Raw genomic sequence first — 21,711 nt, forward strand, 5'->3', positions numbered from 1 at the left:
CAGTTTCAAAATCTGTTCGCTGAATGTTGTCGCCTGAAAGTTGTCAGCCGAAAGCCGTCACTTGTTCGCCTCCGCCGGCACCGCCCGCCGACGCCGGATCCACGCCCACGCCCCCTGCTGGACGAGCAGGGTCAGCACCCCGGCCAGCACGATCCCCAGCAGGTTCAGCAGCAGCTGGACGCTGGAGCCCCAGAACTGCTTGACGTCACCGTAGCCGAGGGCGACGGCCGCGTTGGCCGCGGCAGGGACGGTGGTCACCGAGATCGCCACCCCGACCAGGGTTCCGGCCTTCGAGGAGGTGAGCGAGAGCAGCCCCGCGATGCCCGCCAGGAAGGCGACCACGAAGGAGGTCGCGTCGGGCTGCCAGATGAAGGAGGTGTTCGGCCGCACCGCGTCGAACTTCGCCTCGGTGAACAACCCGAGACCGTCCATCAGCACCGCGAAGCAGACGGTCAGCGCCATCGCCACCACGAAGCCCGTCGCCAGCGCGTTCAGCGAGCGCAGTGCCGGGCGCAGCCGTCGCTGGACGACCGCCACGCAGAGCCCGGCCAGCGGCCCGAACTCCGGCCCGACGGCCATCGCGCCGACCACCAGAATCGCGCTGTCCAGCACCGCGCCACAGGCCGCGAGCATGGTGGCGACGGTGAGGAAGGCCAGGAACACCCAGGTGAGGGTCGATTCCTCGTGGGTGATCTCGGAGACCGACTCCCACACCAGCGCGTCGGCCCCCTCCCCGGGGGCCAGCCGCTCGGCCTCGTCGGCCGCCGCCGAGAGGGTCAGCTCGACCGGCGAGACGTCGATCGCGCCGCGCTCGGCCAGCCCCGTCCCGCGCAACGCGCCCAGGACCTCGTCCGCCGCCTCGCGGGCCACGTCGCAGAGCACCACGTCCCCGGTGGGCCGGACGGCCGCGTCCGGAAGCAGGATGACGTGCGTCACGCCCACGACCTCGTCCAGGCAGTCCAGCACGGCGTTCCGGAGGTCGGGCGGGACGATCAGACGAAGGTGCAGCACGGGCGCTCCGGCGGGTAGGGCGGACGGGAGTCCCGCCCACCCTAGGCCCGCGCCCGCCCTAGGCCCGCGCCGAGCCGGCCCCGCCCCCCGCCCCCGCCCCCGCGCTGCGGGCCCGCCGCCCGCCCCTCAGACCGCGAGGACGTCCCGCAGCGCCCGGGCCTCCTTGACCACCCGGCCCGAGCCGCCGCGCTCGGCCACCGCCGTCACCTCGGCGACCGGTCCGCGGGCGCCGGTGCGCCGGGCGCAGTCGGTGGCCAGCGCGATCAGGTCGCCCAGCCCGCGCATCGACAGGTCGGCCCCCAGCAGGCCCGGCAGCGCCGGCCCGAGCACCGACCAGACCGTCCCCCGGGCGCCGGTCTCCGCCGCCATGGTGAGCGCCGCCCCCAGCCGGCCGGCCATCACCGTGCCGCAGGCCACCAGGGCGCCCAGCTCGCGGCCGAGCAGCGCGCCGTCCAGGTCGCCGCGCGCGGCGAGCACCAACAGGGCGTCCACCGCAGCCGTCCGGTCCTCGGTGTGCCGGGCGCCCAGGCCGTACGCCAGCGCCAGGTGCAGCGCGAGCCCGGCCGGACCGCCGGCCTCGGCGAGCAGCGGCAGGTAGCGGGCGGCGCCGCGCTCGTCCCGGTCGGCGCACTCGGCGAAGGGGTCGAGCCAGCGCGCGGCCAGCTCCTCCCGGTGCCAGGGGAGCATCGCGAACCAGTGGTCGACGGCCCGCCGGCTCCAGTCGTACACCTTGCGGGCCCGGGCCACGCTGGGCTCGGTGCCGTCCAGCAGCGCCCGCAGCTCGGCCGTGAGCCGCTCGCCGTCCGGCCCCTTCGGCCCGGCGCCGATGCCCGGCTGGGCGACGGCGATCCGCTCGATCTCCTCCCACCAGCGGTCCCCGTACACGTTGGCGCGCCGCAGCCCCCTGCCGGGCGCGAACAGCACCCGCTCGGAGGGCTGCCCGGGCAGGCCGCCGGTGTGCAGCCAGTGCGCCAGCCGGCGCCCGGCCGGGGAGGTGAGCGCGTCGGCGGCCTTCAGCACCGTCTCGTCGGTGGCCGGGCCGACCCGCAACAGGGCCTGGGACAGGTCGGCCTTCCCCGGCGTGACGTCCGCCGCCTCGTACCCGGCGATCCGCTCGACCAGGACGGCCGCGTCCAGGGCGCCGGTGGCGTCGGTCGGGGTGGCCAGCAGGTACGGCAGCCGGGCCTGGAGAACCTGCCAGGCCGCCTCCTCCAGCCGGACGGCGAGCACGGCCCCGTGCACGGTGGTGCCCGCGCCGCGCAGCGGGGAGCGGCCCTTGGCGAGGTAGTCCCACAGTTTCCACGGCGGCGTCTCGCCGGCCACCGCGGCCACCACGTAGAGGATGTCCCGGGGGGTGCAGTCCCCCCAGCTGCCGGTGCCGCGCCACGGGTGCACCCGGCGGACCGGCTCCACCGCCTCGGCCAGGGCCTTCCGGTCCAGGTGGGTCAGCCGGACCAGCCCGTACAGCACCCGCTCGAAGGCCGCCACACCGGGCTCGCGCGAGGCCAGCAGGGCGGACAGCTCCTCCGCGAGCTCGGCCGCCGAGCCGATCGGCGCGCCGAGCGGACGCGGTTCGGGGGCCGGCGGGAGGAGTTCGTTCCACCCGGTGTCCGGGTCGTCCTCGTCACCGCCGACCGGCGCGCCGAAGAGCTCGCCCGCGCGCTGGTGGTGGACCGGGTTCAGCGTCTCGGCGGCGACCCGCAGCTCCGCCACCACCGCCTCCCCCGCCGCCTTCAGGTGGCGGGCCACCACGTTCAGCGCCCGTTCCTGGAGGGCCGCGTCCGGGTGCCCGAAGGCCTCGGCCGCAGCCAGCACCACCGGGCCGGAGCGCTCGGGCGCGCGCCGGGCGGCCCTCTCCAGCCAGGCCAGCTGGGCGCGGACCAGCTTCTTCTCGCTCCGGAACAGCACGACCGCCGAGGCCTCGGTGAGCACCTCGGGCTCGATCAGCCCGGCCTCGTCCAGCCCGGCGAGCACCGCCTGGGCGTGCCCGGCGAGCACCGACGGGCCGTCCAGCAGCGCCACCACGTCGCGCACCCGGGCCGCGTACTCCTCGGGCGTCGGGTCGAGCGCCCGCAGCACCTCCAGGAACGCCCGCTGGTCGGCCGGCTTGCCGCCGCGCAGCAGCCGGGCCAGGCAGCAGTCGAGCACCTCGGTCCGGTCCACCACGCCGGCCGCCACCAGTTCGCCGATCGCCTCCGTCCAGACGTCGCCGGGGCGCGGGCTGAGCCGGAACGTCAGCGGCCAGCCGATGTCCGCGAGTTCGAACAGCTCGGGCACCAGCACCGGGGTGAAGGCGTCCTCGCGCAGCTTCTCGGCCAGCGTGGGACGCGCGCCGCCCAGGTCGTTGGTGCGGTCCATCCAGCCCCGGACGAAGGCCTCGCCGCGCGGCACCTCGCAGCCGGTGCGCCGGACCACGGCCTCCATCACCGGGTACATCGACGAACCCCAGGAGCGCACCGGTCGGGCGGCGAGCCGGGTGACCACCTCGACCTGCCACTCCACCGGCTGTGCCTCGACGACCTGGTGCAGCACCGAGTTCCGGGCCCAGTTCCGGGAGCTGAAGTCACTGCCGGCCAGCCAGGTGGCGGCGCCGGCCGGGCCGGCGTGGCAGCCGACCCCGGCCACCAGCAGCCTGGCGCTGATCTCGGCCCTCTCCCGCGACCAGTCCTGGCGCAGCTCCTTGCGAAGCTCCTTGAGGGCGGGCAGGCAGGCCCGTCGCTGGGCCGCGTCCAGGGCGGCCAGCAGCTCCGGTATCCGCGCCAGCCGTCCGGACCGGACGGCCGTCAACAGTTCGCCGACCGGCCCCTGCCGGTCGGCAGCCGTTGTGGTCACGCTCCGGCCCCCTTCGCCTCCGTCGCCCCGGCGGCCGACTCCCGCACCATCCCCACCGCCAGCGCGTGCTTGCACGGCCCGCGTCCGCCCCGGTACTTGCCCCACCACAGGCAGGTGCAGCTCAGCCGCCCCGACTCGTCCGTCCGCACCCTCTGGATGTGGTCGTCCACCGTGACGACGGCCGTCGCCCCGCCCTCCTCCAGCCGTACCGCGCCCGCATCGGCCAGCGCCCGGGCGGCCCGCAGCCGCGGGTTGGCCGCCTCGGCCCGCCCGGCGTCGTACGGGAGCTGCCGGTGGAAGTAGGCGGCCTCGGCGGTGTCGTAGCCGATCTGCCCGGCGGTGCCCAGCCGGGTGAGCGCGGCACGGACCCGCTCGGGGCTCAGCCCGGACTGCGCGGCGAGGTCCCCGACCTCGATCCGGGGCTCCCAGGCGAGCAGCACCGCGATCAGCTCGGCGTCCCGCTCGGCCGTCTGGGTGGCGAGCGAGTCGAGCACCCCGCCCTCGCCGGAGAAGCCCCGGGAGGCGTTCGGCGACAGCGTCAGGGTCAGCCGCATTCCGGGCAGCACCGCCTCCCAGGCCGAGGCGGTCGGCTCCCCCGCCGCCACCGGCCCGTACACCCGCAGGGCGAGCGCGTGCCGCATCACCCGCTGGAGCGCCACCAGCCGCTCGGGCCCGGGCAGGCAGACCGCGCCCGGCACCGGCCGGGTGGTGGGCCGCAGCGTCTTCCCGGCCGGGACGACCCAGCCGACACCGGCCCGCCCTCCGCGCCCGGCCCGCGGCAGCGAGCGCAGGAACCGGACCGCCTCGGCGGCGGGCAGCTCGGCGCGCAGCTCGAAGCCGGCAGCGACCACCTGGGTCTCGGCGAAGCCGCGCAGCCACCGCTCCGGCAGCGGGACCTTCTTCTCGACCAGCGGGCCGTCGAAGCTGGTGACCTCCAGCGCGTCCGGCCCGACCGCGAGGTGCAGCGGGTCGGCCGGGCCGATCCTGGTCAGCGCCTCGCGCAGCGGGTTGTTGACGTCCACGTTGGTGGTGCCGTGGCCGATCTCGTCCCCGTCGAGCCCGGCCTGGAGCACGTCGAGCCGGGCGTAGACGCCGCAGCACCCCGAGAAGGACTCGAAGCGCAGCCGGTCCCCGTTGGCCGTCACCACCGGGTCGAGCGAGGCGCGCAGCTGCGGCTGGTGGTAGCGCGCGGCGGCGACGTCCGCGACCGCGAGCAGTGCCGCGGCGGCCGGCGCCGGATCGGCCAGGAAGCCCGCGAAGAAGCGCGGGTTGGCGGCGGCGCCGAGCGGGGTGGCGCCGCCGGAGGTGGCCAGGTCGAGGCGCCGGCCCTCGGCGCCGTCCAGGACGGCCGACGGGCGCAGATAGCCGTACGCGTGTGCGGATTGCGTCATGTCGAGCACGCTAGGTGAGGGATCTGACAATCCATCGAACCGGCATCCAAATGAAACGCGTTCTATCGCGCCGGGCGTTACCCAGGTCATATCGCCACACGGTTGGCTTCTGCCACTATTGGCCCGTGACCGACCTGACTGAACAGCGGATCCCGACCGAACAGGAGCCCGACCGGGCCGCCTCATTCGCCGGGCTGCTGGAGATCGAGCAACTGAACGAGAACACGTTCCTGGGCTACTGCCACGAAGGCTCCCCCATGCGCGCCTTCGGCGGCCACGTCGCCGCCCAGGCGCTCGTCGCCGCCGGACGCACCTGCGAAGGGCAGCGCGCGGTGCACTCGCTGCACAGCTACTTCCTCCTGCCCTGCGACCCGACCCGACCGGTCACGTACGAGGTCGAGCGACTCCGCGAGGGCGCCACCTACGCCGCCCGCCGGGTCCGGGCAGTACAGGACCGGCAGGAGATCTTCAGCCTCACCGCCTCCTTCAAGCGTCCCGAGCCGACCGACGAGCGCCACCGCGGCATGCCCTCGTCGCCCACCCCGGAGTCCCTGCCCGACGCCCTCTCCCGCTGGCCCAGGGAACTGCGCGAGGCGGTGCGGAACTCGGGCTGTTTCCGCGACATCGAACTGCGCTTCGCGCTGCCGGACTCCCCGGACGTCCCGCCGACCGTCCCCGGGATGCCGCAGCAGTTCGTCTGGATGCGCACCGCCACGCCGCTCCCGGCCCACGACCCACTGCTGCACGCCTGTGCGCTCACCTACCTGTCCGACCTCACCCTGGCCTCCACCGCCGGGCTGAACGAGCAGCCGAACTTCTTCCATCGCCCCGAGCCGCCCCGGCTGCTGCTGGCCTCGCTGGACCACGCGCTGTGGTTCCACCGCCCGTTCCGGGCCGACGAGTGGCTGCTGTTCGCCCAGCGCAGCCCGACCTCCTCGGACGGCCGGGGCCTGACGCTCGGGGAGTTCTACGACCTGGACGGCCGACTGGTCGCCTCGGCCGCCCAGGAGGCTCTGATCCGCAAGCTCGGCTAGCCGGCCCGGCTCCGGGCCGCCCCCGGTGACCTCCGGACGAACGGAAGGGGGCCGAACGGCGTCATACTCCTGAGCGGCCCCGGCCCGTATCATGGTGCGGGTGACCAAGGTTGACCTGTCACCACGGCCGGTGGAGGCGATGTCTCCGCGTCAGCTCGAACGCCGCGAAAGCCTGATCGCGGCCGCGCTCGCCCTGGTGAACGAGATCGGCGTCGAGCGGATGCAGATGAAGCAGGTCTGCGAGCGGTCCGGAGTCGCCCTGGGGACGGCGTACCGCTACTTCTCCTCCAAGGACCACCTCCTGGCGGCGGCGATCGCCGAGTGGCATCGCCTGCTGCTGGCCGACCTGGTGGCCGAGCTGCGCGGGCCGAGGGCCGGGCTGGGTGCCACCGACCGGGCGGTCCGGTTCGTCCGGGGCGGGATGCGGGCCTACCAGCGGCAGCCGGAACTCGCCCGGCTGCGGGTGGCCGTGGCCGCCTCCACCGATCCGTTCGCCAGCGAAGCCCTGCAAGGCATGGCCCGGGCCGACAGCACCGCCCTGCAAGCGGTGACGGCCGAGGTGCCGGCCGCCGCGAGCGACCTGGTGCGGCACATCGTCGCCCACGCCTGGCAGGGCGAGCTGACCGCCTGGGTGACCGGCCGCACCACGCTCGGGGACGCCCGGCGGCGACTGGAGGACGTGGTGCGGCTGGTGCTGACCCCGTACGAGACGCGGTACCCGGCCCCGTACGAGGCCCATTCCACCGGCTGAGCGCGCGTCGGCTCGCCGGCCCGCGGCTCAGACCACCGTCACCGGGTGGGCCACCACCGCACCGAACAGGTAGCCCTCCCGGTTGAACACGGCCCGCTCGGGCTGGGTGTCGCCCCGGTCGTCCGTCGCGCGGGCGCGCAGCTCGTACGGCCCGGGCCGCTCGGGGCGCCAGGCGACGCTCCAGCGCGTCCAGCCGTCGGCCTGCGGCTCGTCGCGCAGTTCGGCGCGCCGCCAGGTCCGGCCGCCGTCCGTGCTCACCTCGACCCGGCGCACCGCCGCCGATCCGGACCACGAGCGCCCGTGCAGCCGGTGCTCGCGGCCCGCCGCGAGCCGCGCACCCGCGGCCAGCTCAAAGGCGCTCTTGACCACCTGGGTGGTGAGCGGGTCGCCGCCGCCGGGCGGGTGGTCCGGTCCGAACATCCGGTAGAAGTCGGTGTTCCACGGCGAGTACAGCGGATGGTCGGCGACCTCCACGCCGCCCACCCACTTGATCGAGGCGATGCCCACCCAGCCGGGCACCACCAGCCGGGCCGGGGCACCGTGGTCCGGCGTCAGCGGCTCGCCGTTCATCTCGTACGCGAGCAGCACGTCGTCCAGCGCCTTGGCGATCGGCAGCGGGCGGCGCACCGGACCGTAGTTGGTGCCGCCGACGACGTAGTCCGGGTCCAGGCCGGCGGGCAGCACGTCCACCGCCGCCCCGGTCAGCCCGGCGGCCCGCAGCACCTCGGCCAGCCGGACGCCCCGCCAGCTCGCCGAGCCGACGCCACCGAGCGTCCACGGCGTGCCCGGGACGGGCTGGCCCTGCTGGCTGCGGTAGAAGCTGCGGCCGTTGCCGGCGCACTCGATCAGCGCGCTGATCCGGGTGGACGGCAGCTCCCGCAGGTCGTCCAGGCCGAACTCGACCGGGCGCTCGGCCGTCGGGGCGCCGCGCAGGCCGCTGCCGAACAGCTTGAGCCGCCACGTGTCGGGGTCGATCAGCGGGGTGCTGGTGTGGTTGCGGACGAAGAACCGCTCCACCGGCACGTGGCGGCCGATGACGGGATCGCCGTCGGCGTCGCGGAAGGCGTCCCAGCGCGTCTCGGCGTTGGTGCCCCGGGGCACGAACCACTCGGCGGGCAGCGGTTTGACGATCCCGGGCACGGGCCCGGGCGCCTCCCCGGCCGCCGCCCGGCCCGGATCGGGCGGCGGGGCGTCGGGCGCCGGGGCGTCGGGCGCCGGGGCATCCGGCGCCGGGGTTCCTTCGTCCGGAATGCGGACCTCGTCGTCCATGAACGGCGTTCCTTCCGTTTCAGCGTGGGCGGTTCGCGGTGCGCGCGACCACGGCCGGGGCCCGAAGGCCGCCCCGGACGGAGTTCCGCTCCCCCGGCTTGACCTTCTCACCGGTGTGTACTCCTACCGTTCCCGCTGTCGGCGAAAACCAGCCCGCAGCGGAGCTGCCGTGTCAGCCATCCCACTCGCCCGGATCGTCCAGGGCTCGGGCCCGGGGCTGCTGCTCGCCCACGGCGCCGGCGGCAGCGCCGGCCGGCGGCCGAAGGCGCCACCGACGCGCCTGGCCGAACTCGCCGGCGGGCACTTTCCGGTGGTCGAGGCGCTGCCCGAACCGCGCGACGTGCTGCCGGAGTTCCTCACGAGCAGAGCCCCCATCGGGAACACCCCGGCGGACGGCGGCGTTCGCCCGGTCATGCGCATCGGAGAACTCTCCCGCCTGACCGGGGTGTCCACCCGTCTGCTCCGCTACTACGAGGAGCAGGGCCTGCTCCGGCCGGACCGCACCGCGGCCGGCTACCGCGAGTACGGCAAGGAGGACTCCGTACGGGTGTGGCAGATCCGCAGCCTGCTCGCGGCCGGCCTGAGCACCCGGATCATCGCCGTGCTGCTGCCCTGCGCCACCGGTCCCGTCCCCGTCCTGGAGGCCTGCCCGCAGCTGCTCGCGATCCTGCGCGACGAACTCGCCGACCTGGACTCCCGGATCGAGGACCTCACCCACAGCCGCCGGGCGCTCTCCCACTACCTCGCCACCGCGCACGACTCCGGACACGACTACGGCGAGGAGCACGCGGCCTGACGGGACCCGGCGCCGCCCTCCCTACCCCACCCGCCGCGCGGCCTGCGGGATGCCGTCGGGGCCACCGTGGGCGAGGCGGACACGCGCCCCTGACCAGCGCATACGTCCCGTCCGGCGACGGGTGGGCGTACGCGGCCAACCGACGCCCAACCCCCGTCCGGACTTCACCCGCGCGTACCGACCGTTCACACCGCCCTGGAAACCTTCCTGTCATGAACGCCAGCCCTCAGGCGCCCTACCAGGAACCGCGCTTCCCCCTGCCCCAACGGCACCGCCGGCTGCTCGCCGTCACCGCCGTCCTCGCCTCCATCGCCCTCGGCACCCTGGGTGTCGGCGCCACCGTGGAAACCGTCGAACACGGCCCCGTCGCCAGCGCCTCCGCCAGCAAGTAACACCCGCCCCACCCAGCACCGCGGTCCCCACCCCGGACCCGGTGCTTCTTGCTTCCCGCCCCGGGGCGGCGGGCCGGACACCGCCCGCTCGCGCGGCCGCCCGTGTTCTCGACACGGGCGGGCGTCCCCCGCCTGGCGCGTCGCCCGGACCGCCCGGCACGCGGCACGGCCCCGGCTACGCCCGCTGCTCCGTGCGGGGGCCGGCCGGGGGCGGGATCAGCGGGCCGGGGCGGGAGTGGCGGCCCCGGCCAGGGCTGGGCTGGAGGTCGGGGGCCGGGGCGTAGCGGGCGGCCGGCGGGCGAAGGCGCCAGGCCGGGGGGCGGGTGGGATGGTGGGTGGGGGCGATCAGGGCCAGACGGTGCAGCAGGTCGAGGGCGTCGCGCCGCAGGGCGGTGCGGTCGGCGAGGTAGCGGGCGGGCAGACCGTACTCGTCCGCGATGTCGCCGAGGACGCCGTCTATCAGCGCGTCCGGGATCGGAACGTCACCGGCCACCGTCTCGCCGGGCAGCGGGCGGACCTCCTCGACCAGGCGCTCGACCAGCAGCAGGGCGGCCTGGGCGAGGGTGCCGGCGCCGGGGAGGGCGAGGTCGGTGAGTTCGGCGGCCGGGTCGAGCAGGGCGACGCCCTCGGCCCGCAGTTCGGCCTCCAGGCCGAGGAACTCGGCGAGCGCCGCCGGGCCGCTGAGCCGGTGCTCCTGCAACCAGGCGCGGCGCTCCTCGGGGAGGTCGACGGCCAGGACGGCGGGCGTCTCGGCGAGCAGGCGGCGGACGGCGGTGGCAGGCTCGGCCTCGGCGGCGCGGCGGATCAGGTCCGCGGCGTCGTCGGCGAGGGCGGGCGGACCGGCCGGGACGGCACGGGCGAGTTCGCGGTCCACGGTCAGCACGAAGGAGTCGTCGGCCGGGTCGGCCGGCAGCTCGCCGAGCACCTGCCAGCCGGCCAGCGCAGCCAGCGCCATGGCGAGGTCGTCCGGTTCGGCGGTGAGTTCGGGAGCGGCGGCACCCATCGCGTCCAGCAGCCGCCGGTAGCCCAGCTCCTCCGGGGCGTCGACCAACAGGGCCAGTGCGAGGGCGAGTTGGGCGTACCCACCCGGGGTGAACGGCTCGCCCGTGACGGGGTGTTCGAGGCGGCGGGCGGCGCCGGGGCCGAGGCCGGCCTTGCAGAGCCTGGCGTGCCAGGGGCCGACCACGAGGCGGTAGCCGAGCAGGGTGTCGAAGCGCTCGGCGAGCCAGTCGCGGTGACGGCGGATCAGCGGGAAGCCGTCGGCGTGCGGGCCGGAGGCGGTGACCAGCGGGTGGGCGAGCAACAGCCGTGCGGCGATCCGGCGTTCGGCGGCCGGGAGCTCCTCGCCCGAACGATCCTGCGCGACCACGGGGAGCGGCGTCACCCGCGTGCGCTCGGGCCTGCGGTGCCGACCCGGCCCGCCCGGCTTGGCACCTGACCGGACGACGGGCAGTGCGGCGTCGTCGCGCCGGGCGCGGCGCAGGCCGCCCTCGGTGCGGTCCTCACGGGGGCGTACGGGCGTGGCGGAGTGCGCGGTGGGGCCGTGCCACCAGCTGACGCCGGGATCGGCGGCGGGATCGGCGATGGCGCCGAGGTGGCGCGCGGGGTAGAGGCCGAAGGAGGCGGTACAGAGGTCGTCGGCGGTGCCGGGGGCGGCGACGGCGAACCAGTGGGCCAGGCGCAGCAGCCCCGGGTCGGGCGAGAGCATCACGTCGACGGCCGGACGGTCCGGCGCCTGCGAGTCGTCGGCACCACTCCCCGCAGCCGCCCCGGGTTTCCTGTCAGCGGGACCGGCTCCGCGTACGGCGAGGACGGCGGCGGCGGTTCCCCGCCCTGCCCCGCCCTTGCGTCCGTCCGGCCTGCCGGCGGCCACCCGGGTGGCGCCGACCGCGTAGTCCTGCTGATCCATGTCGGGGTCCAGACTAGACGGTGCCCGGGTCACCCGAGGGCAGCAACCGCCCTCCTGAGGAACTCTCCACAAGAGCCCGCGAAGCGGGCGCCCGCGCTCCGCCGGCCGGCCACCCCGTCATCCGCCGCGCCCCACCGGGGTTACGCACCGGTAACCCGCCCTTCCGCCGCCGGTTCGACTCCTCTAGGGTCGGTCCGAAGCAGCGGATCACCGAGAGGCGCACGCATGACTGTCCGTACCACCGCCCGCGTCGGCCTCGGGGCGCGGGTGCGCTCGGCCACCGCCCTGCTGGGCGGCTTCGCGGCCACCTCGGCGGCGCACCTGGGCGCGATCGCCTCCGGAGCCTCGGTGCTCCAGAACGCCACCAAGCCGACCCTGATGCCGCTGCTGGCCGCGCACAGCGTGGCGGCGGCCAGGAAGGCCGGGCGGGAGGCGCCGAAGCTGCTGGCGCCGGCGCTGCTGCTGAGCGCGGGCGGGGACGTGCTGCTCCAGCTGAAGAACGACCCCGCGTTCCTCGCGGGCATGGGCTCCTTCGCGGCGGCGCACGTCTGCTACGTGACGATGTTCGTCAAGCGCGGTGCGCTCACCGACCGCCGCCGGGCCCTGGTCGTCGCGGCCGCGTACGCGACGGCCTGGGTGGCCCTGGTCGGGCAGCTCTGGCCGGACCTCGGGGACCTGCGGGTCCCGGTGGCCGGCTACAGCCTGCTGCTCGCCTCGACGGCCGTCACCTCGGCCGGGCTGGGCTGGCGGACCGGGCTGGGCGGGGCACTGTTCCTGCTCTCCGACACGCTGATCGCCACCCAGCTGGCGAAGTGGCGGGAACTGCCGGGCCATCAGTTCTGGATCATGGCGACCTACGTGCTGGCCCAGTACCTGCTGGCCGACGGCACCCTCCGGCACCAGGACCGGCTCCACCACGAGGGCACCGAGCCGCGGACCGCCTGACACACCGCCGCGCCGCCGGTCCCGTCGGATTCCAGCGGCGTCGCACAGGGCGCACAGGGGCGCGCGGGGGCGAGGCCGTCAGGCACCGCGCCTCCGCAGCAGCCAGAAGCCGCCGACACCGCCCACGACCAGCGCGAGGCCGCCGGCCAGCTCCGCCGGGTTCGCCGCGACCGAGCCGCCGAGGCCGGTCTGTACGGAGCCGTGCGGGGCGATCTGCCGGCTGCCGACGCCGGACTGCCCGAGCGAGCCGGCCCACTCCCCCGCGGCCTCGCCCCACTCGCCGAGGCTCTTGTCGGGGCTCTTGCCAAGGCTCCCGTCGGAGGTGCCGGCGACCGCGACGTTGGTGGCGAACGCACCGCCGTCCGGGCAGGTGCCGTCGACCTTGCTGTCCCCGGTGTGCCGGCCTGTCAGCCGGGCGGAGCCGCTGTGCTTGCCGTCGGGGCCCAGGGTGAGGGTCACCGGACCGCCCTCGAAGGCGTCGGAGCGCGCGGTGATGGTCTTGGCCTCGGGCTTGTCCGACTTCTCGCACGAGACCGTGACCGTCACGGTCTGACCCGGTGCGGCACGGGACGGGCTGACCGAGGCCGCACCCTCCCTGGCGGATGCGAGGGGGGCGGTCAGACCGGTCAGCGCCGTCGCCCCGATCAGGGCGGCGGCTGCCGTACGCATGGAGCGCATGCCGGAACCTCCGGGATTCTCGGGCACAGCCAGGGACTCCCATGTCCACGTGGTCGATCAACTGCACCCGGTCATTCACCGACCGTAGGAACCCGCCCCGTGCTCGGCCAGCGCTCACGACCGTTCGGGTTACGGCTCGCCACCCAGCGTGAAGCCCGCCGTGCGGCTCACAGGTCGAGATCCACCACGACCGGCGCGTGGTCCGAGGTGCCCTTGCCCTTGCGGGCCTCGCGGTCCACGTAGCTGTCGGTGACGGCGTCGGCGAAGGGCTTGTTGGCGTAGGTGAGGTCGATCCGCATGCCCCGGTTCTTGGGGAAGGCCAGCTGACGGTAGTCCCAGTAGGTGTAGGGGCGGTCGTACTTGAGCGGGCGGGGCAGCACGTCCTGGAGGCCGATCTCGCCGAGGGCCGTCAGGGCGGCGCGCTCGACCGGGGTGACGTGGGTGAGACCCTCGAAGGCGGCGGCGTCGAAGACGTCCTCGTCGGTCGGGGCGATGTTGAAGTCCCCGAGGACGGCGAACGGTCGGGAGCCGGCGGCGTCCTCGGTGGCGGCCTTGCGCAGCGCCTCCAGCCACTCCAGCTTGTACTGGTAGTGCGCGTGGCCGACCTCGCGGCCGTTGGGCACGTAGACCGACCAGACCCGGACCGGGCCGCAGGTGGCGGCGATGGCGCGCGGCTCGACCTCGGGCAGCAGGGCGCCGTCCGCGAGGTAGCCGGGCTGGCCGGGCAGGCCGCGCACGACGTCGTCCAGGCCGAGCCGGGAGACGATCGCGACGCCGTTCCAGCGGCCGTTGCCGTGCGCGGCCGTCTCGTAGCCGAGCTCGCGGACCGCCTCGTACGGGAAGGCGTCGGCCGCGCACTTGAGCTCCTGGAGGCAGAGCACGTCGGGCTTCGCGCTCTCCAACCACTCCAGGAGCTTGGGCAGCCGCGCGGTGACGGAGTTGATGTTCCAGGTGGCGATGCGGACGGTCACGGCGGGCGGCCTTCCCGGTGGTTCGGTACGGACGGGGTGGGCCGCCCCTCGCGAGGGGGACCCACCCCGAACATACCGCCCGGCACTGACAGGCCGGCCCGATCAGCGCGCGGGCCGGACCACCGCGGCCGAGCCGCCGCCGCGCCGCACCGGTTCGGCGGCGGCCACCCAGCGCCCGTCCGGCAGCCGTTCCACGCCGGTGGCGGCGCCTATCTCGCCGCCGTTGACGAAGCTGTGCCCGATGCCCTCCAGCGCGGCCCGCTCGGGCAGTGCCAGGAAGGCGGGCTCGGCCTGGGTGGAGGCGCTGTTGCGCTGGCTGGCGCGCGGCGCGGCGATCGCCTGCTCCAGGCTCAGCCCCCGGTCGAGCCGCCCGAGCAGCACCTGGAGGGTGGTGGTGATGATGGTCGCGCCGCCGGGGCTGCCGGTGGCGAGCAGCGGTTCGCCGTCGCGCAGCACGATCGTCGGGGACATCGAGGAGCGCGGCCGCTTGCCCGGGCCCGGCAGGTTGGGGTCGGGGACGCCGGGGGCGAGCGGGGTGAAGTCGAAGTCGGTCAGCTCGTTGTTGAGCAGGAAGCCCCGGCCGGGGACGATGATGCCGCTGCCGCCGGTCTGCTCGATGGAGAGCGTGTAGGAGACGATGTTGCCCCAGCGGTCGGCGACCGTCAGGTGGGTGGTGTTGGGGCCCTCGTACGGCTCGGCGCCGGCCTGGCCGGTGTCGGCGCAGGGAACCGGGTGGCGCGGGTCGCCGGGGGCGAGCGGGCTGGTGAGCGCGCGGTCCGGGCTGATCAGGCAGGCCCGGGAGGCGGCGTAGCGCTCGGAGAGCAGCTGCCTGGTGGGGACGTCGCTGAAGGCCGGGTCGCCGACCCAGCGGTTGCGGTCGGCGAAGGAGATCCGGGAGGCCTCCAGGAAGTGGTGGTAGTACTGGGTGCTGCTGTAGGTCGAGACGTCGCCGCCGTCCTCCAGGATGTTGAGCGCCTCGCCGACGGTGGTGCCGCCGGAGCTGGAGGGGGCCATCGTGTAGACGTCGTAGGCACCGTGCGAGACGTGGGTGGGCGCCTGGTCGCGGACCCGGTAGGCGGCGAGGTCGGTGGTGTCGACCTTGCCGGGGCGGGCGTTGCGGCCGGAGGCCGGGTCGACCGGCGGGTGCTGCACGGTGTTGACGATGTCCCCGGCCAACTCGCCCTGGTAGAACGCCTTGACGCTGTCCTTGGCGAGCAGCCGGTAGGTGGCGGCGAGGTCGGGGTTGCGCAGCACGCTGCCGACCTCGGGGGGCTTGCCGTTCGGCAGGTAGAGCTCGGCGGTGGCCGGGAAGTCCTTGAACCGGGCGTAGTTGTCGGCGGTCTGGGTGTGGAAGGTGCCGTCCACGACGAAGCCGTTGTCGGCGATCCGCTCGGCCGGTTCGAGGTTCTGGGCGAGCGAGCGGGTGCCCCAGTGGCGCAACGCGGCGTCCCAGGTGGCGGGGGTGCCGGGGACTCCGACGGACAGACCGCTGGTGACGGCGTCGGCGAAGGCCAGCGGTTTGCCGTCCTCCAGGAACAGGCCGGTGTCGGCGGTGCGGCCGGCGGTCTCGCGGCCGTCGATGGTGTGAACCCGGCCGGTGGCGTGGTCGTAGTAGACGAAGTACCCGCCGCCACCGATGCCGGAGGAGTACGGCTCGGTGACCCCGAGGGCCGCGGCGGCGGCGACGGCCGCGTCCACCGCATTGCCGCCCTTGCGCAGCACCTCTATCCCGGCAGCGGTGGCGTCGGCGTCGACGCTGGCCACCGCCCCGCCCCAGCCCACCGCCTCCGGAACCTTCGACGGCGGGGCCGCGGCGCCGGCCGGCCCGACGCCGGACCAGACCAGGGCGGTGGTGAGTAACAGCGACGGCGCGAGACGGGTCAGAGCCCTCATCCGAGTCCTCCTGAGTCGACGTCAACTCATCAGTTGTTCCACAGGAGGCATCATCCGACAACCACACCGTGCCGCTACCAATCGGTAGTTGACGGGGCGGCAGAGGGTGTGGGCACAGCAGACAGCCGACGGATTTCAGATAACAGAAGACGAAATCTGTTATCTGAAATCTGTCGGCTGAATCCTGTTCGCTGAAATCCGTCCGCCGGCGCCGCTACAGCGCGCTGCGCTCCACCCGCCGCCGCTTGATCGTCCGGAAGCGCCGCGCCACCTGCCGGGCGAGGTCGGCGGCGCCGACGAGGCCGGCCTCGTTGCCGAGGGCGGCGTGCACGATGGTGGCCTCCGGGCGGAAGCCGCGCCCGGTGAGGGTGCGGCGGAAGGTGTCCCGGGCCGGCCCGAGCAGCAGGTCGCCCGCCTCCGAGACCCCGCCGCCGATCACGAAGCGGCCCGGGTCCAGCGCGGCGGCCAGGTTGGCGATGCCGACGCCGAGCCAGGTGCCGACCTCGTAGAGCAGCTCGGTCGCGGTCGGGTCGCCGTCCTGGGCGGCCTCGGTGACCAGCGGGCCGGTGATGCCCTCGACCACGCCGCCCGCCCGGGCCAGCAACGGCTGCACCACCGGGGACTCCTCGGCGACCAGCTCGCGCGCGTCGCGCACCAGCGCGTTGCCGGAGGAGTACTGCTCCCAGCAGCCCCGGTTGCCGCACGGACAGCGGTGGCCGCCGGGCAGCACCTGCATGTGCCCGAACTCGCCTGCCAGGCCGTACTTGCCGCGGTCCACGTAGCCGTCCCGGACCACCGCGCCGCCGATGCCGGTGCCCAGGGTGAGCATCACCATGTGGTCCTCGCCGCGCCCGGCGCCGAAGCGCCACTCGGCCCAGGCCGCCGCGTTGGCGTCGTTCTCCACGATCACCGGGAACCGCAGCCGCTCGCTGAGCGCCTGCTGGAGCGGCTCGTTGCGCCAGTTGAGGTGCGGGGCGAACAACACGTTGGAGCGGTCGGCGTCGACCCAGCCGGCCGCGCCGATCCCGACGGCATGGACGTCGTGCCGGTCGGCGAGCTGGAGCACCAGCTCGACGATGACGTCCTCGACCACCGTGGGGCTCTTGCTCTTGTGCGGCGTGTCCGTACGCAGCTTCTCCAGCACCTTGCCCTCACCGTCCACCACCCCGGCGACCACCTTGGTGCCGCCGATGTCGACGCCGATGGTGGGCAGTCGCAGTATCCCGGCGGGCAGGGCGCGGCGGCGGCGCTCGGCGCGCGGGCCGAGGCCGAGCAGGGTGGGCAGGACGGGCGGGCGGGTGCTGCCCTGGGAGCTGGTCACGGCTGCGGACGCTCCTCACGGGGGTCGGAACCACTGGGGTCGGAAACGGAGGGTCGGGCCAGCTCGTGCGAGAGCTCGGCGAGGTCGGAGCCGCCGGCCATCTCGGTGGTGAGCTGTTCGAGACTGATCTCGGCACGCGGGTGGCTGCCCGCCATCCGGCCCCGCTTGAGCAGGGTGAAGTGGTCGCCGACCAGGTACGCGTGATGCGGGTTGTGGGTGATCAGCACGACCCCGAGCCCGGCGTCGCGGGCGGCGGTGACGTACTTGAGCACCACCCCGGACTGCTTGACGCCGAGCGCGGCGGTGGGCTCGTCCAGGATCAGCACCTTGGCGCCGAAGTGCACCGCGCGGGCGATCGCCACGCACTGGCGCTGCCCGCCGGAGAGGGTGCCGATCGGCCGGTCGACGTCGTGCAGGTCGATGCCCATCCGGGCGAGCGCCTCACGCGTGGTGGCGCGCATCCCGTCGGCGTCCAGCCGCAGGCCGCCCCAACGGCGCATGCCCTGCTCGGAACCGAGGAAGAAGTTGCGCCAGACCGGCATCAGCGGGACGACCGCGAGGTCCTGGTAGACGGTGGCGATGCCGCGGTCGAGGGCCTGGCGCGGGGAGTCGAGGCGGACCTCCTCGCCCTCCACGGTGTAGCGGCCCTCGTCGTGCTGGTGCAGCCCCGCGATGATCTTGATCAGGGTGGACTTGCCGGCCCCGTTGTCACCGAGCACGCAGCTGATCTCGCCGGCCCGCAGGGTCAGCGAGACGTCCTGGAGCGCCCGGACGGTGCCGTAGCTCTTGCCGACGCCGTCGAGGGAGAGCAGTTCGTCGCCGGTCGGAACCCCGGTACTCATGCGCCCACCTCGCTCCGCCCGGCAGGGGCGTCCGCCCACGCGTACCTCTTCATGATTCTCTCCCGGCCTCCGACCTGGGGGCACCTCCCGGCCGCCAGGCTGGGGGCGGGTACCCTCCTGCTCCGCTCGCTCATCGCGGCCCCCGTTCGGCCCGGCGCTTGACGTAGGCGTTCAGCAGCGCGGCCAGCAGCAGCATCGCGCCGAGGAAGAACTTGAACCAGTCCGGGTTCCACTGGGCGTAGATGATCCCCTTGCTGGCCATGCCGAAGATCAGCGCACCGAGCGCGGAACCGACCACCGAGCCGTAGCCGCCGGTGATCAGGCAGCCACCGATGACGGCCGCGACGATGTAGATCAGCTCGTTGCCGACACCCTCGCCGGACTGCACGGTGTCGAAGGAGAACAGCAGGTGCTGGCCGAGCACCCAGGCGCCGAAGCCGACGCCCAGGTAGAGCACGGTCTTGGTCCGGGCGACCGGCACGCCGACCGCGCGGGCCGCGGCCGCGTCGCCGCCGACCGCGAAGATCCAGTTGCCGAAGCGGGTGCGCAGCAGCACCCAGCTGCCGACCACGAGCAGGCCGAGCCACCACCAGACGGTGGCCTTGATCGCCAGCCCGCCGACGGTCACCTCGGAGGCGAACAGCCAGCGGCAGGAGGCGAAGCCCTCCATGTCGGAGATCGGTTTGGTGGAGACGGTGCCGGAGATCGCCTTGGTGACGCCCAGGTTCGCGCCGGTCAGCATCAGGAAGGTGCCGAGCGTGACGATGAAGCTGGGCAGCCTGGTGCGGCCGAGCATCCATCCGTTGAACCAGCCGACGGCCAGCGTCGTCGCCAGCGAGACCAGCACGCCGACCCAGGTCACCGCGGTGAACTGGTACGAGACCATCGAGGAGGTCAGCGCGGCGGTGGTGACCAGCACGCCGGCCGAGAGGTCGAACTCGCCGCCGATCATCAGCAGCGAGACCGGCACCGCCATGATCCCGATGGTGGAGGCCGCGTACAGCACGGTGCCCAGCGAGGAGACCCGCAGGAAGGGTTCGGCGACCACGGCGAAGACCACGAAGACCGCGACGGCGGCGATCAGCGAGCCCAGCTCGGGACGGGCGAGGAGCCGCCGCAGGGCCGCAGGGCGCCCGTCGACCAGGCCGTCCTGGGCGAGGAGGTCGGGGGTGCTCACCTGGTCCCCCTCGCGACGTACTCGGCGAGCGCGTCGGCGTTGTCCTTGGTCAGGATCTGCGGGCCGGTCTCGACGGGCTTGCCGCCGCCGAGCATGTTCAGGTTGTACTTGTACAGCCAGAGCAGGTCGACGCCGGTGTAGCCCTGGAGGTAGGGCTGCTGGTCGACGGCGAATCCGACGCTGCCGGACTTGAGTCCGGACACCACCTGCGTGCCCAGGTCGAAGGTGTCCAGCTCGACGCTGCGGTGGGAGTCCTGGACGGCCTGGAGGCCGGTGGCGGCCATCGGGCCGGAGAGGGTGAGCACGGTGTCGATGGCCGGGTCGGCCTGGAGCTTGGCGGAGATCGCGGCGCGGGCGTCGGGCATGTCGACGCCGTTGACGTAGAGCACCTGGAAGGAGCCGCCGGCCTTGGACCGGGCGCCGGAGCAGCGCTGCTCCTGGCCGACGTTGCCCTGCTCGTGGATCACGCAGAGCACGTTCTTGCGGCCGCGCGAGGCCAGCTCGGTGCCGGCCGCCTGGCCGGCGGTGGCCTCGTCCTGGCCGATGTGGGTGAGCGCGCCGAACTTCTGCGAGTACTCCTGGCCGGAGTTGATGGTGATCACGGGGATGCCGGCGGCCTTGGCCTTGCCGAGGACGTCGGCCATGGCGTCGCCCTTGGCGAGGGTGACCAGCAGGCCGTCGACCTTCTGGTCGATGGCGGCCTGGACGAGCTGGACCTGGTTCTGGGTCTGCGCGTCGTTGGAGTACAGGAAGGTGATGTTGTCCTTGGCGGCGGCCTGCTCGGCGCCCTTGCGCACAGTGTCCCAGAAGGCGTCGCCGGCTCCGGCGTGGGTCACCATGGCGACCTTCCAGCGCGGGGTGGTGACGGCGCTGCCGCCGGTGGCCGCGGCCTTGGCGCGGGCCTCCTCGGCGCGTCTTCCTCCGGTACTGCTGCAACCGGCCGCGGTGACCGCGAGTGCCAGGAGGGCACACACGGGCCAGAAGCGGCGGGACGGGCGAAAGCGGGTGATGCTCATCCCCATAGTCTCCCTGCCCCGGTCGCGCGGGATCGCACCGCCTCGCCCAGCAGCGCGCACGGCCTGGGAGGTAAGGTGCCCCGGGGGACCGTTCCTGGTAGTTCGCTGAGCAGCCCGTCCGGACGACGTCCGTCCGGGTGGCAGACTAGGCGCCGATCCGAAGGGGTTCATCACAAGAACGTGATGTTCCTCTCAGGTTCCGCACAGATTCGGACGGCAACCGATCACCGGTCCATCGCCGTCCAATGCCATTGACGTGCGTTCGGGCGAGTGGGGCCCGGGCGGCGTGCGACCCGGATACGAGAACTCGATGGAACTGACAGGTACGCCATTCTTCCTCCTCACCGTCATCCTGGTGCCGGTGTCCATCGCGGTGGCGCTGCTGTTCTGGGGGAAGGTCGGCGGCCCGCAGCCGGTTCGCTATCTCACCCGGATCATCATGATCATGTTCTGTCAGGTCACGGCCGTCCTGATGGTCTTCGTGATGGTCAACAACGCCAACCTGATCTACGGCAACTGGGACGACCTGCTGGGCACCGGCGACCACGTCCGCGCGGTGCCCAAGGTGGCGCCGATCGACCCGGCCGCCGTTCCGGGCCAGAGCAATGACGCCGCCAAGGAGCCGCCGAAGGTCAAGCAGAGCTTCGGCGGCGTGAACGACCCGCTCGTCCCGGGCGACGTACAGAAGACCGAGCTCAAGGGACAGGTGTCCGGGGTCGACGGCGAGGTGCTGGTCTGGCTGCCGCCGCAGTACAACGACCCGGCGTTCAAGGACAAGAAGTTCCCCGTGGTCGAGCTGATCCCGGGCTACCCCGGCTCCTCCTCCACCTGGTACGGCACCCTCAAGGTCTCCGAGCAGCTCAAACCGCTGATGCAGCAGGGCAAGGTCGCGCCGTTCATCCTGGTCTCGCCCCGCACCAAGCTGCTGAACAACCAGGACGCGGGCTGCACCGACATCGCCGGCAAGGTCAACGCCGACGCCTGGGTCACCCGCGACGTCCCGCAGATGGTGCTGGACAACTTCCGCGCCGACCCGTCCGCGGACCGCTGGGCGATCGCCGGCTACTCGGCCGGCGCGCACTGCGCCGCCAAGCTGTCGCTGTCCCACCCCAACCGGTACCGGGCCGCCATCGCGATGTCCGGCTACAACGACCCGGCCCGTGAGCCGGACTCCCTGGTCGGCAAGGACGCCAAGCTGCGCGAGGCCAACAACCCGGTCAACATCCTGAAGACCGCCCCGCAGCCGCCGAAGGTCGCCCTGCTGGTCAGCGGCTCCAAGGGCGACGGCTACGAGGACGGCGAGGCGATCCGCGCCACCGCCAAGGCCCCGACCACCGTCCAGGTTGAGGAGGGCTCCGGCCCGCACACCACCGAGCAGTGGAAGAAGATGGTCCCGGGCGCCTTCGAGTGGCTGACCTCGGTCATCCCGGTGCAGTAGCGGACCGGCAGTAGCGGACCGTACGACCAGGGCCCGCCGCGACCA

Annotated in this window: 18 protein-coding genes; 6 read left to right on the plus strand and 12 right to left on the minus strand. The window is 74.0% G+C overall.

What is annotated here, in order from left to right; all coding sequences use genetic code 11:
• Positions 1 to 57: 57 nt before the first annotated feature.
• The 3 genes from ACFU7Y_RS17080 to ACFU7Y_RS17090 form a co-directional block, all read right to left on the minus strand.
• Entirely contained in the window at positions 58 to 1,011 is a 954-nt protein-coding gene (locus tag ACFU7Y_RS17080) for a DUF389 domain-containing protein (RefSeq protein ID WP_224283726.1), read from the minus strand.
• 126 nt (positions 1,012 to 1,137) lie between these two features.
• Positions 1,138 to 3,843 carry a DUF6493 family protein gene (locus ACFU7Y_RS17085; RefSeq protein WP_380768539.1) on the minus strand — a complete coding sequence of 902 codons (2,706 nt, stop codon included), beginning with the start codon at positions 3,841 to 3,843 and terminating at the stop codon, positions 1,138 to 1,140.
• Positions 3,840 to 5,234 (minus strand): SWIM zinc finger family protein, encoded by a 1,395-nt coding sequence (locus ACFU7Y_RS17090; protein ID WP_380768541.1) that lies wholly within the window; start codon positions 5,232 to 5,234, stop codon positions 3,840 to 3,842. The genes ACFU7Y_RS17085 and ACFU7Y_RS17090 overlap by 4 nt, the downstream gene beginning before the upstream one ends.
• Positions 5,235 to 5,359: 125 nt before the next feature.
• Between ACFU7Y_RS17090 and ACFU7Y_RS17095 the strand changes: the two genes are divergently transcribed.
• Entirely contained in the window at positions 5,360 to 6,268 is a 909-nt protein-coding gene (locus ACFU7Y_RS17095) for an acyl-CoA thioesterase II (RefSeq protein WP_308020322.1), read from the plus strand.
• Positions 6,269 to 6,368: 100 nt separating this feature from the next.
• Positions 6,369 to 7,019, plus strand: coding sequence for a TetR/AcrR family transcriptional regulator (locus tag ACFU7Y_RS17100; RefSeq protein ID WP_224285151.1), 651 nt, complete (start codon positions 6,369 to 6,371; stop codon positions 7,017 to 7,019).
• A gap of 27 nt (positions 7,020 to 7,046) precedes the next feature.
• Here ACFU7Y_RS17100 and ACFU7Y_RS17105 read toward each other — a convergent pair whose 3' ends face one another.
• Positions 7,047 to 8,288, minus strand: a complete 1,242-nt coding sequence (locus ACFU7Y_RS17105) for a sulfite oxidase (RefSeq protein ID WP_380768543.1) — start codon at positions 8,286 to 8,288, stop codon at positions 7,047 to 7,049.
• Positions 8,289 to 8,457: 169 nt separating this feature from the next.
• On the opposite strand from ACFU7Y_RS17105, the gene ACFU7Y_RS17110 reads away from it, so the two are divergent.
• Both ACFU7Y_RS17110 and ACFU7Y_RS17115 read left to right on the plus strand, forming a co-directional pair.
• Positions 8,458 to 9,084, plus strand: coding sequence for a MerR family transcriptional regulator (locus ACFU7Y_RS17110; RefSeq protein ID WP_380768545.1), 627 nt, complete (start codon positions 8,458 to 8,460; stop codon positions 9,082 to 9,084).
• Positions 9,085 to 9,296: 212 nt separating this feature from the next.
• A complete protein-coding gene (locus ACFU7Y_RS17115) occupies positions 9,297 to 9,476 on the plus strand; it encodes a hypothetical protein (RefSeq protein WP_224285234.1) in 180 nt (59 codons plus the stop codon).
• Positions 9,477 to 9,651: 175 nt separating this feature from the next.
• Here ACFU7Y_RS17115 and ACFU7Y_RS17120 read toward each other — a convergent pair whose 3' ends face one another.
• The gene (locus tag ACFU7Y_RS17120; RefSeq protein WP_380768546.1) at positions 9,652 to 11,385 is read right to left on the minus strand and encodes a DUF2398 family protein; all 1,734 of its coding nucleotides are present in this window, start codon (positions 11,383 to 11,385) and stop codon (positions 9,652 to 9,654) included.
• 225 nt (positions 11,386 to 11,610) lie between these two features.
• Between ACFU7Y_RS17120 and ACFU7Y_RS17125 the strand changes: the two genes are divergently transcribed.
• Positions 11,611 to 12,330 (plus strand): lysoplasmalogenase, encoded by a 720-nt coding sequence (locus ACFU7Y_RS17125; protein WP_380768548.1) that lies wholly within the window; start codon positions 11,611 to 11,613, stop codon positions 12,328 to 12,330.
• Between the two features lie 78 nt (positions 12,331 to 12,408).
• Here ACFU7Y_RS17125 and ACFU7Y_RS17130 read toward each other — a convergent pair whose 3' ends face one another.
• The 7 genes from ACFU7Y_RS17130 to ACFU7Y_RS17160 form a co-directional block, all read right to left on the minus strand.
• Positions 12,409 to 13,008, minus strand: a complete 600-nt coding sequence (locus ACFU7Y_RS17130; RefSeq protein WP_380768549.1) for a hypothetical protein — start codon at positions 13,006 to 13,008, stop codon at positions 12,409 to 12,411.
• Between the two features lie 167 nt (positions 13,009 to 13,175).
• Entirely contained in the window at positions 13,176 to 13,979 is an 804-nt protein-coding gene (locus ACFU7Y_RS17135) for an exodeoxyribonuclease III (protein ID WP_224284536.1), read from the minus strand.
• 102 nt (positions 13,980 to 14,081) lie between these two features.
• Complete coding sequence (gene ggt / locus ACFU7Y_RS17140) at positions 14,082 to 15,872, minus strand: gamma-glutamyltransferase (RefSeq protein ID WP_380768551.1); 1,791 nt, start codon at positions 15,870 to 15,872, stop codon at positions 14,082 to 14,084.
• 214 nt (positions 15,873 to 16,086) lie between these two features.
• Positions 16,087 to 17,193, minus strand: a complete 1,107-nt coding sequence (locus ACFU7Y_RS17145; protein ID WP_374119935.1) for an ROK family glucokinase — start codon at positions 17,191 to 17,193, stop codon at positions 16,087 to 16,089.
• On the minus strand, positions 17,190 to 18,035 hold the full coding sequence (locus ACFU7Y_RS17150) for an ATP-binding cassette domain-containing protein (RefSeq protein WP_224277644.1): 846 nt from the start codon (positions 18,033 to 18,035) through the stop codon (positions 17,190 to 17,192). Before ACFU7Y_RS17150 ends, ACFU7Y_RS17145 begins: the two co-directional genes overlap by 4 nt.
• 130 nt (positions 18,036 to 18,165) lie before the next feature.
• On the minus strand, positions 18,166 to 19,212 hold the full coding sequence (locus ACFU7Y_RS17155; RefSeq protein WP_380768554.1) for an ABC transporter permease: 1,047 nt from the start codon (positions 19,210 to 19,212) through the stop codon (positions 18,166 to 18,168).
• Entirely contained in the window at positions 19,209 to 20,222 is a 1,014-nt protein-coding gene (locus ACFU7Y_RS17160) for a sugar ABC transporter substrate-binding protein (protein WP_374119937.1), read from the minus strand. Before ACFU7Y_RS17160 ends, ACFU7Y_RS17155 begins: the two co-directional genes overlap by 4 nt.
• A 316-nt stretch (positions 20,223 to 20,538) precedes the next feature.
• On the opposite strand from ACFU7Y_RS17160, the gene ACFU7Y_RS17165 reads away from it, so the two are divergent.
• Positions 20,539 to 21,666 (plus strand): esterase family protein, encoded by a 1,128-nt coding sequence (locus ACFU7Y_RS17165; protein ID WP_224277649.1) that lies wholly within the window; start codon positions 20,539 to 20,541, stop codon positions 21,664 to 21,666.
• Positions 21,667 to 21,711: the final 45 nt, after the last annotated feature.

It is taken from the genome of Kitasatospora sp. NPDC057542 (genome assembly GCF_042801945.1).
Classification (GTDB): Bacteria; Actinomycetota; Actinomycetes; order Streptomycetales; family Streptomycetaceae; genus Kitasatospora.

Coding starts and splice junctions, on each gene's coding strand:
- ACFU7Y_RS17165 (WP_224277649.1), top strand. CDS start 20,539: ATGGAACTGACAGGTACGCCATTCTTCCTCCTCACCGTCATCCTGGTG.
- ACFU7Y_RS17105 (WP_380768543.1), bottom strand. CDS start 8,288: ATGGACGACGAGGTCCGCATTCCGGACGAAGGAACCCCGGCGCCGGAT.
- ACFU7Y_RS17125 (WP_380768548.1), top strand. CDS start 11,611: ATGACTGTCCGTACCACCGCCCGCGTCGGCCTCGGGGCGCGGGTGCGC.
- ACFU7Y_RS17120 (WP_380768546.1), bottom strand. CDS start 11,385: ATGGATCAGCAGGACTACGCGGTCGGCGCCACCCGGGTGGCCGCCGGC.
- ggt (WP_380768551.1), bottom strand. CDS start 15,872: ATGAGGGCTCTGACCCGTCTCGCGCCGTCGCTGTTACTCACCACCGCC.
- ACFU7Y_RS17090 (WP_380768541.1), bottom strand. CDS start 5,234: ATGACGCAATCCGCACACGCGTACGGCTATCTGCGCCCGTCGGCCGTC.
- ACFU7Y_RS17115 (WP_224285234.1), top strand. CDS start 9,297: ATGAACGCCAGCCCTCAGGCGCCCTACCAGGAACCGCGCTTCCCCCTG.
- ACFU7Y_RS17150 (WP_224277644.1), bottom strand. CDS start 18,035: ATGAGTACCGGGGTTCCGACCGGCGACGAACTGCTCTCCCTCGACGGC.
- ACFU7Y_RS17130 (WP_380768549.1), bottom strand. CDS start 13,008: ATGCGCTCCATGCGTACGGCAGCCGCCGCCCTGATCGGGGCGACGGCG.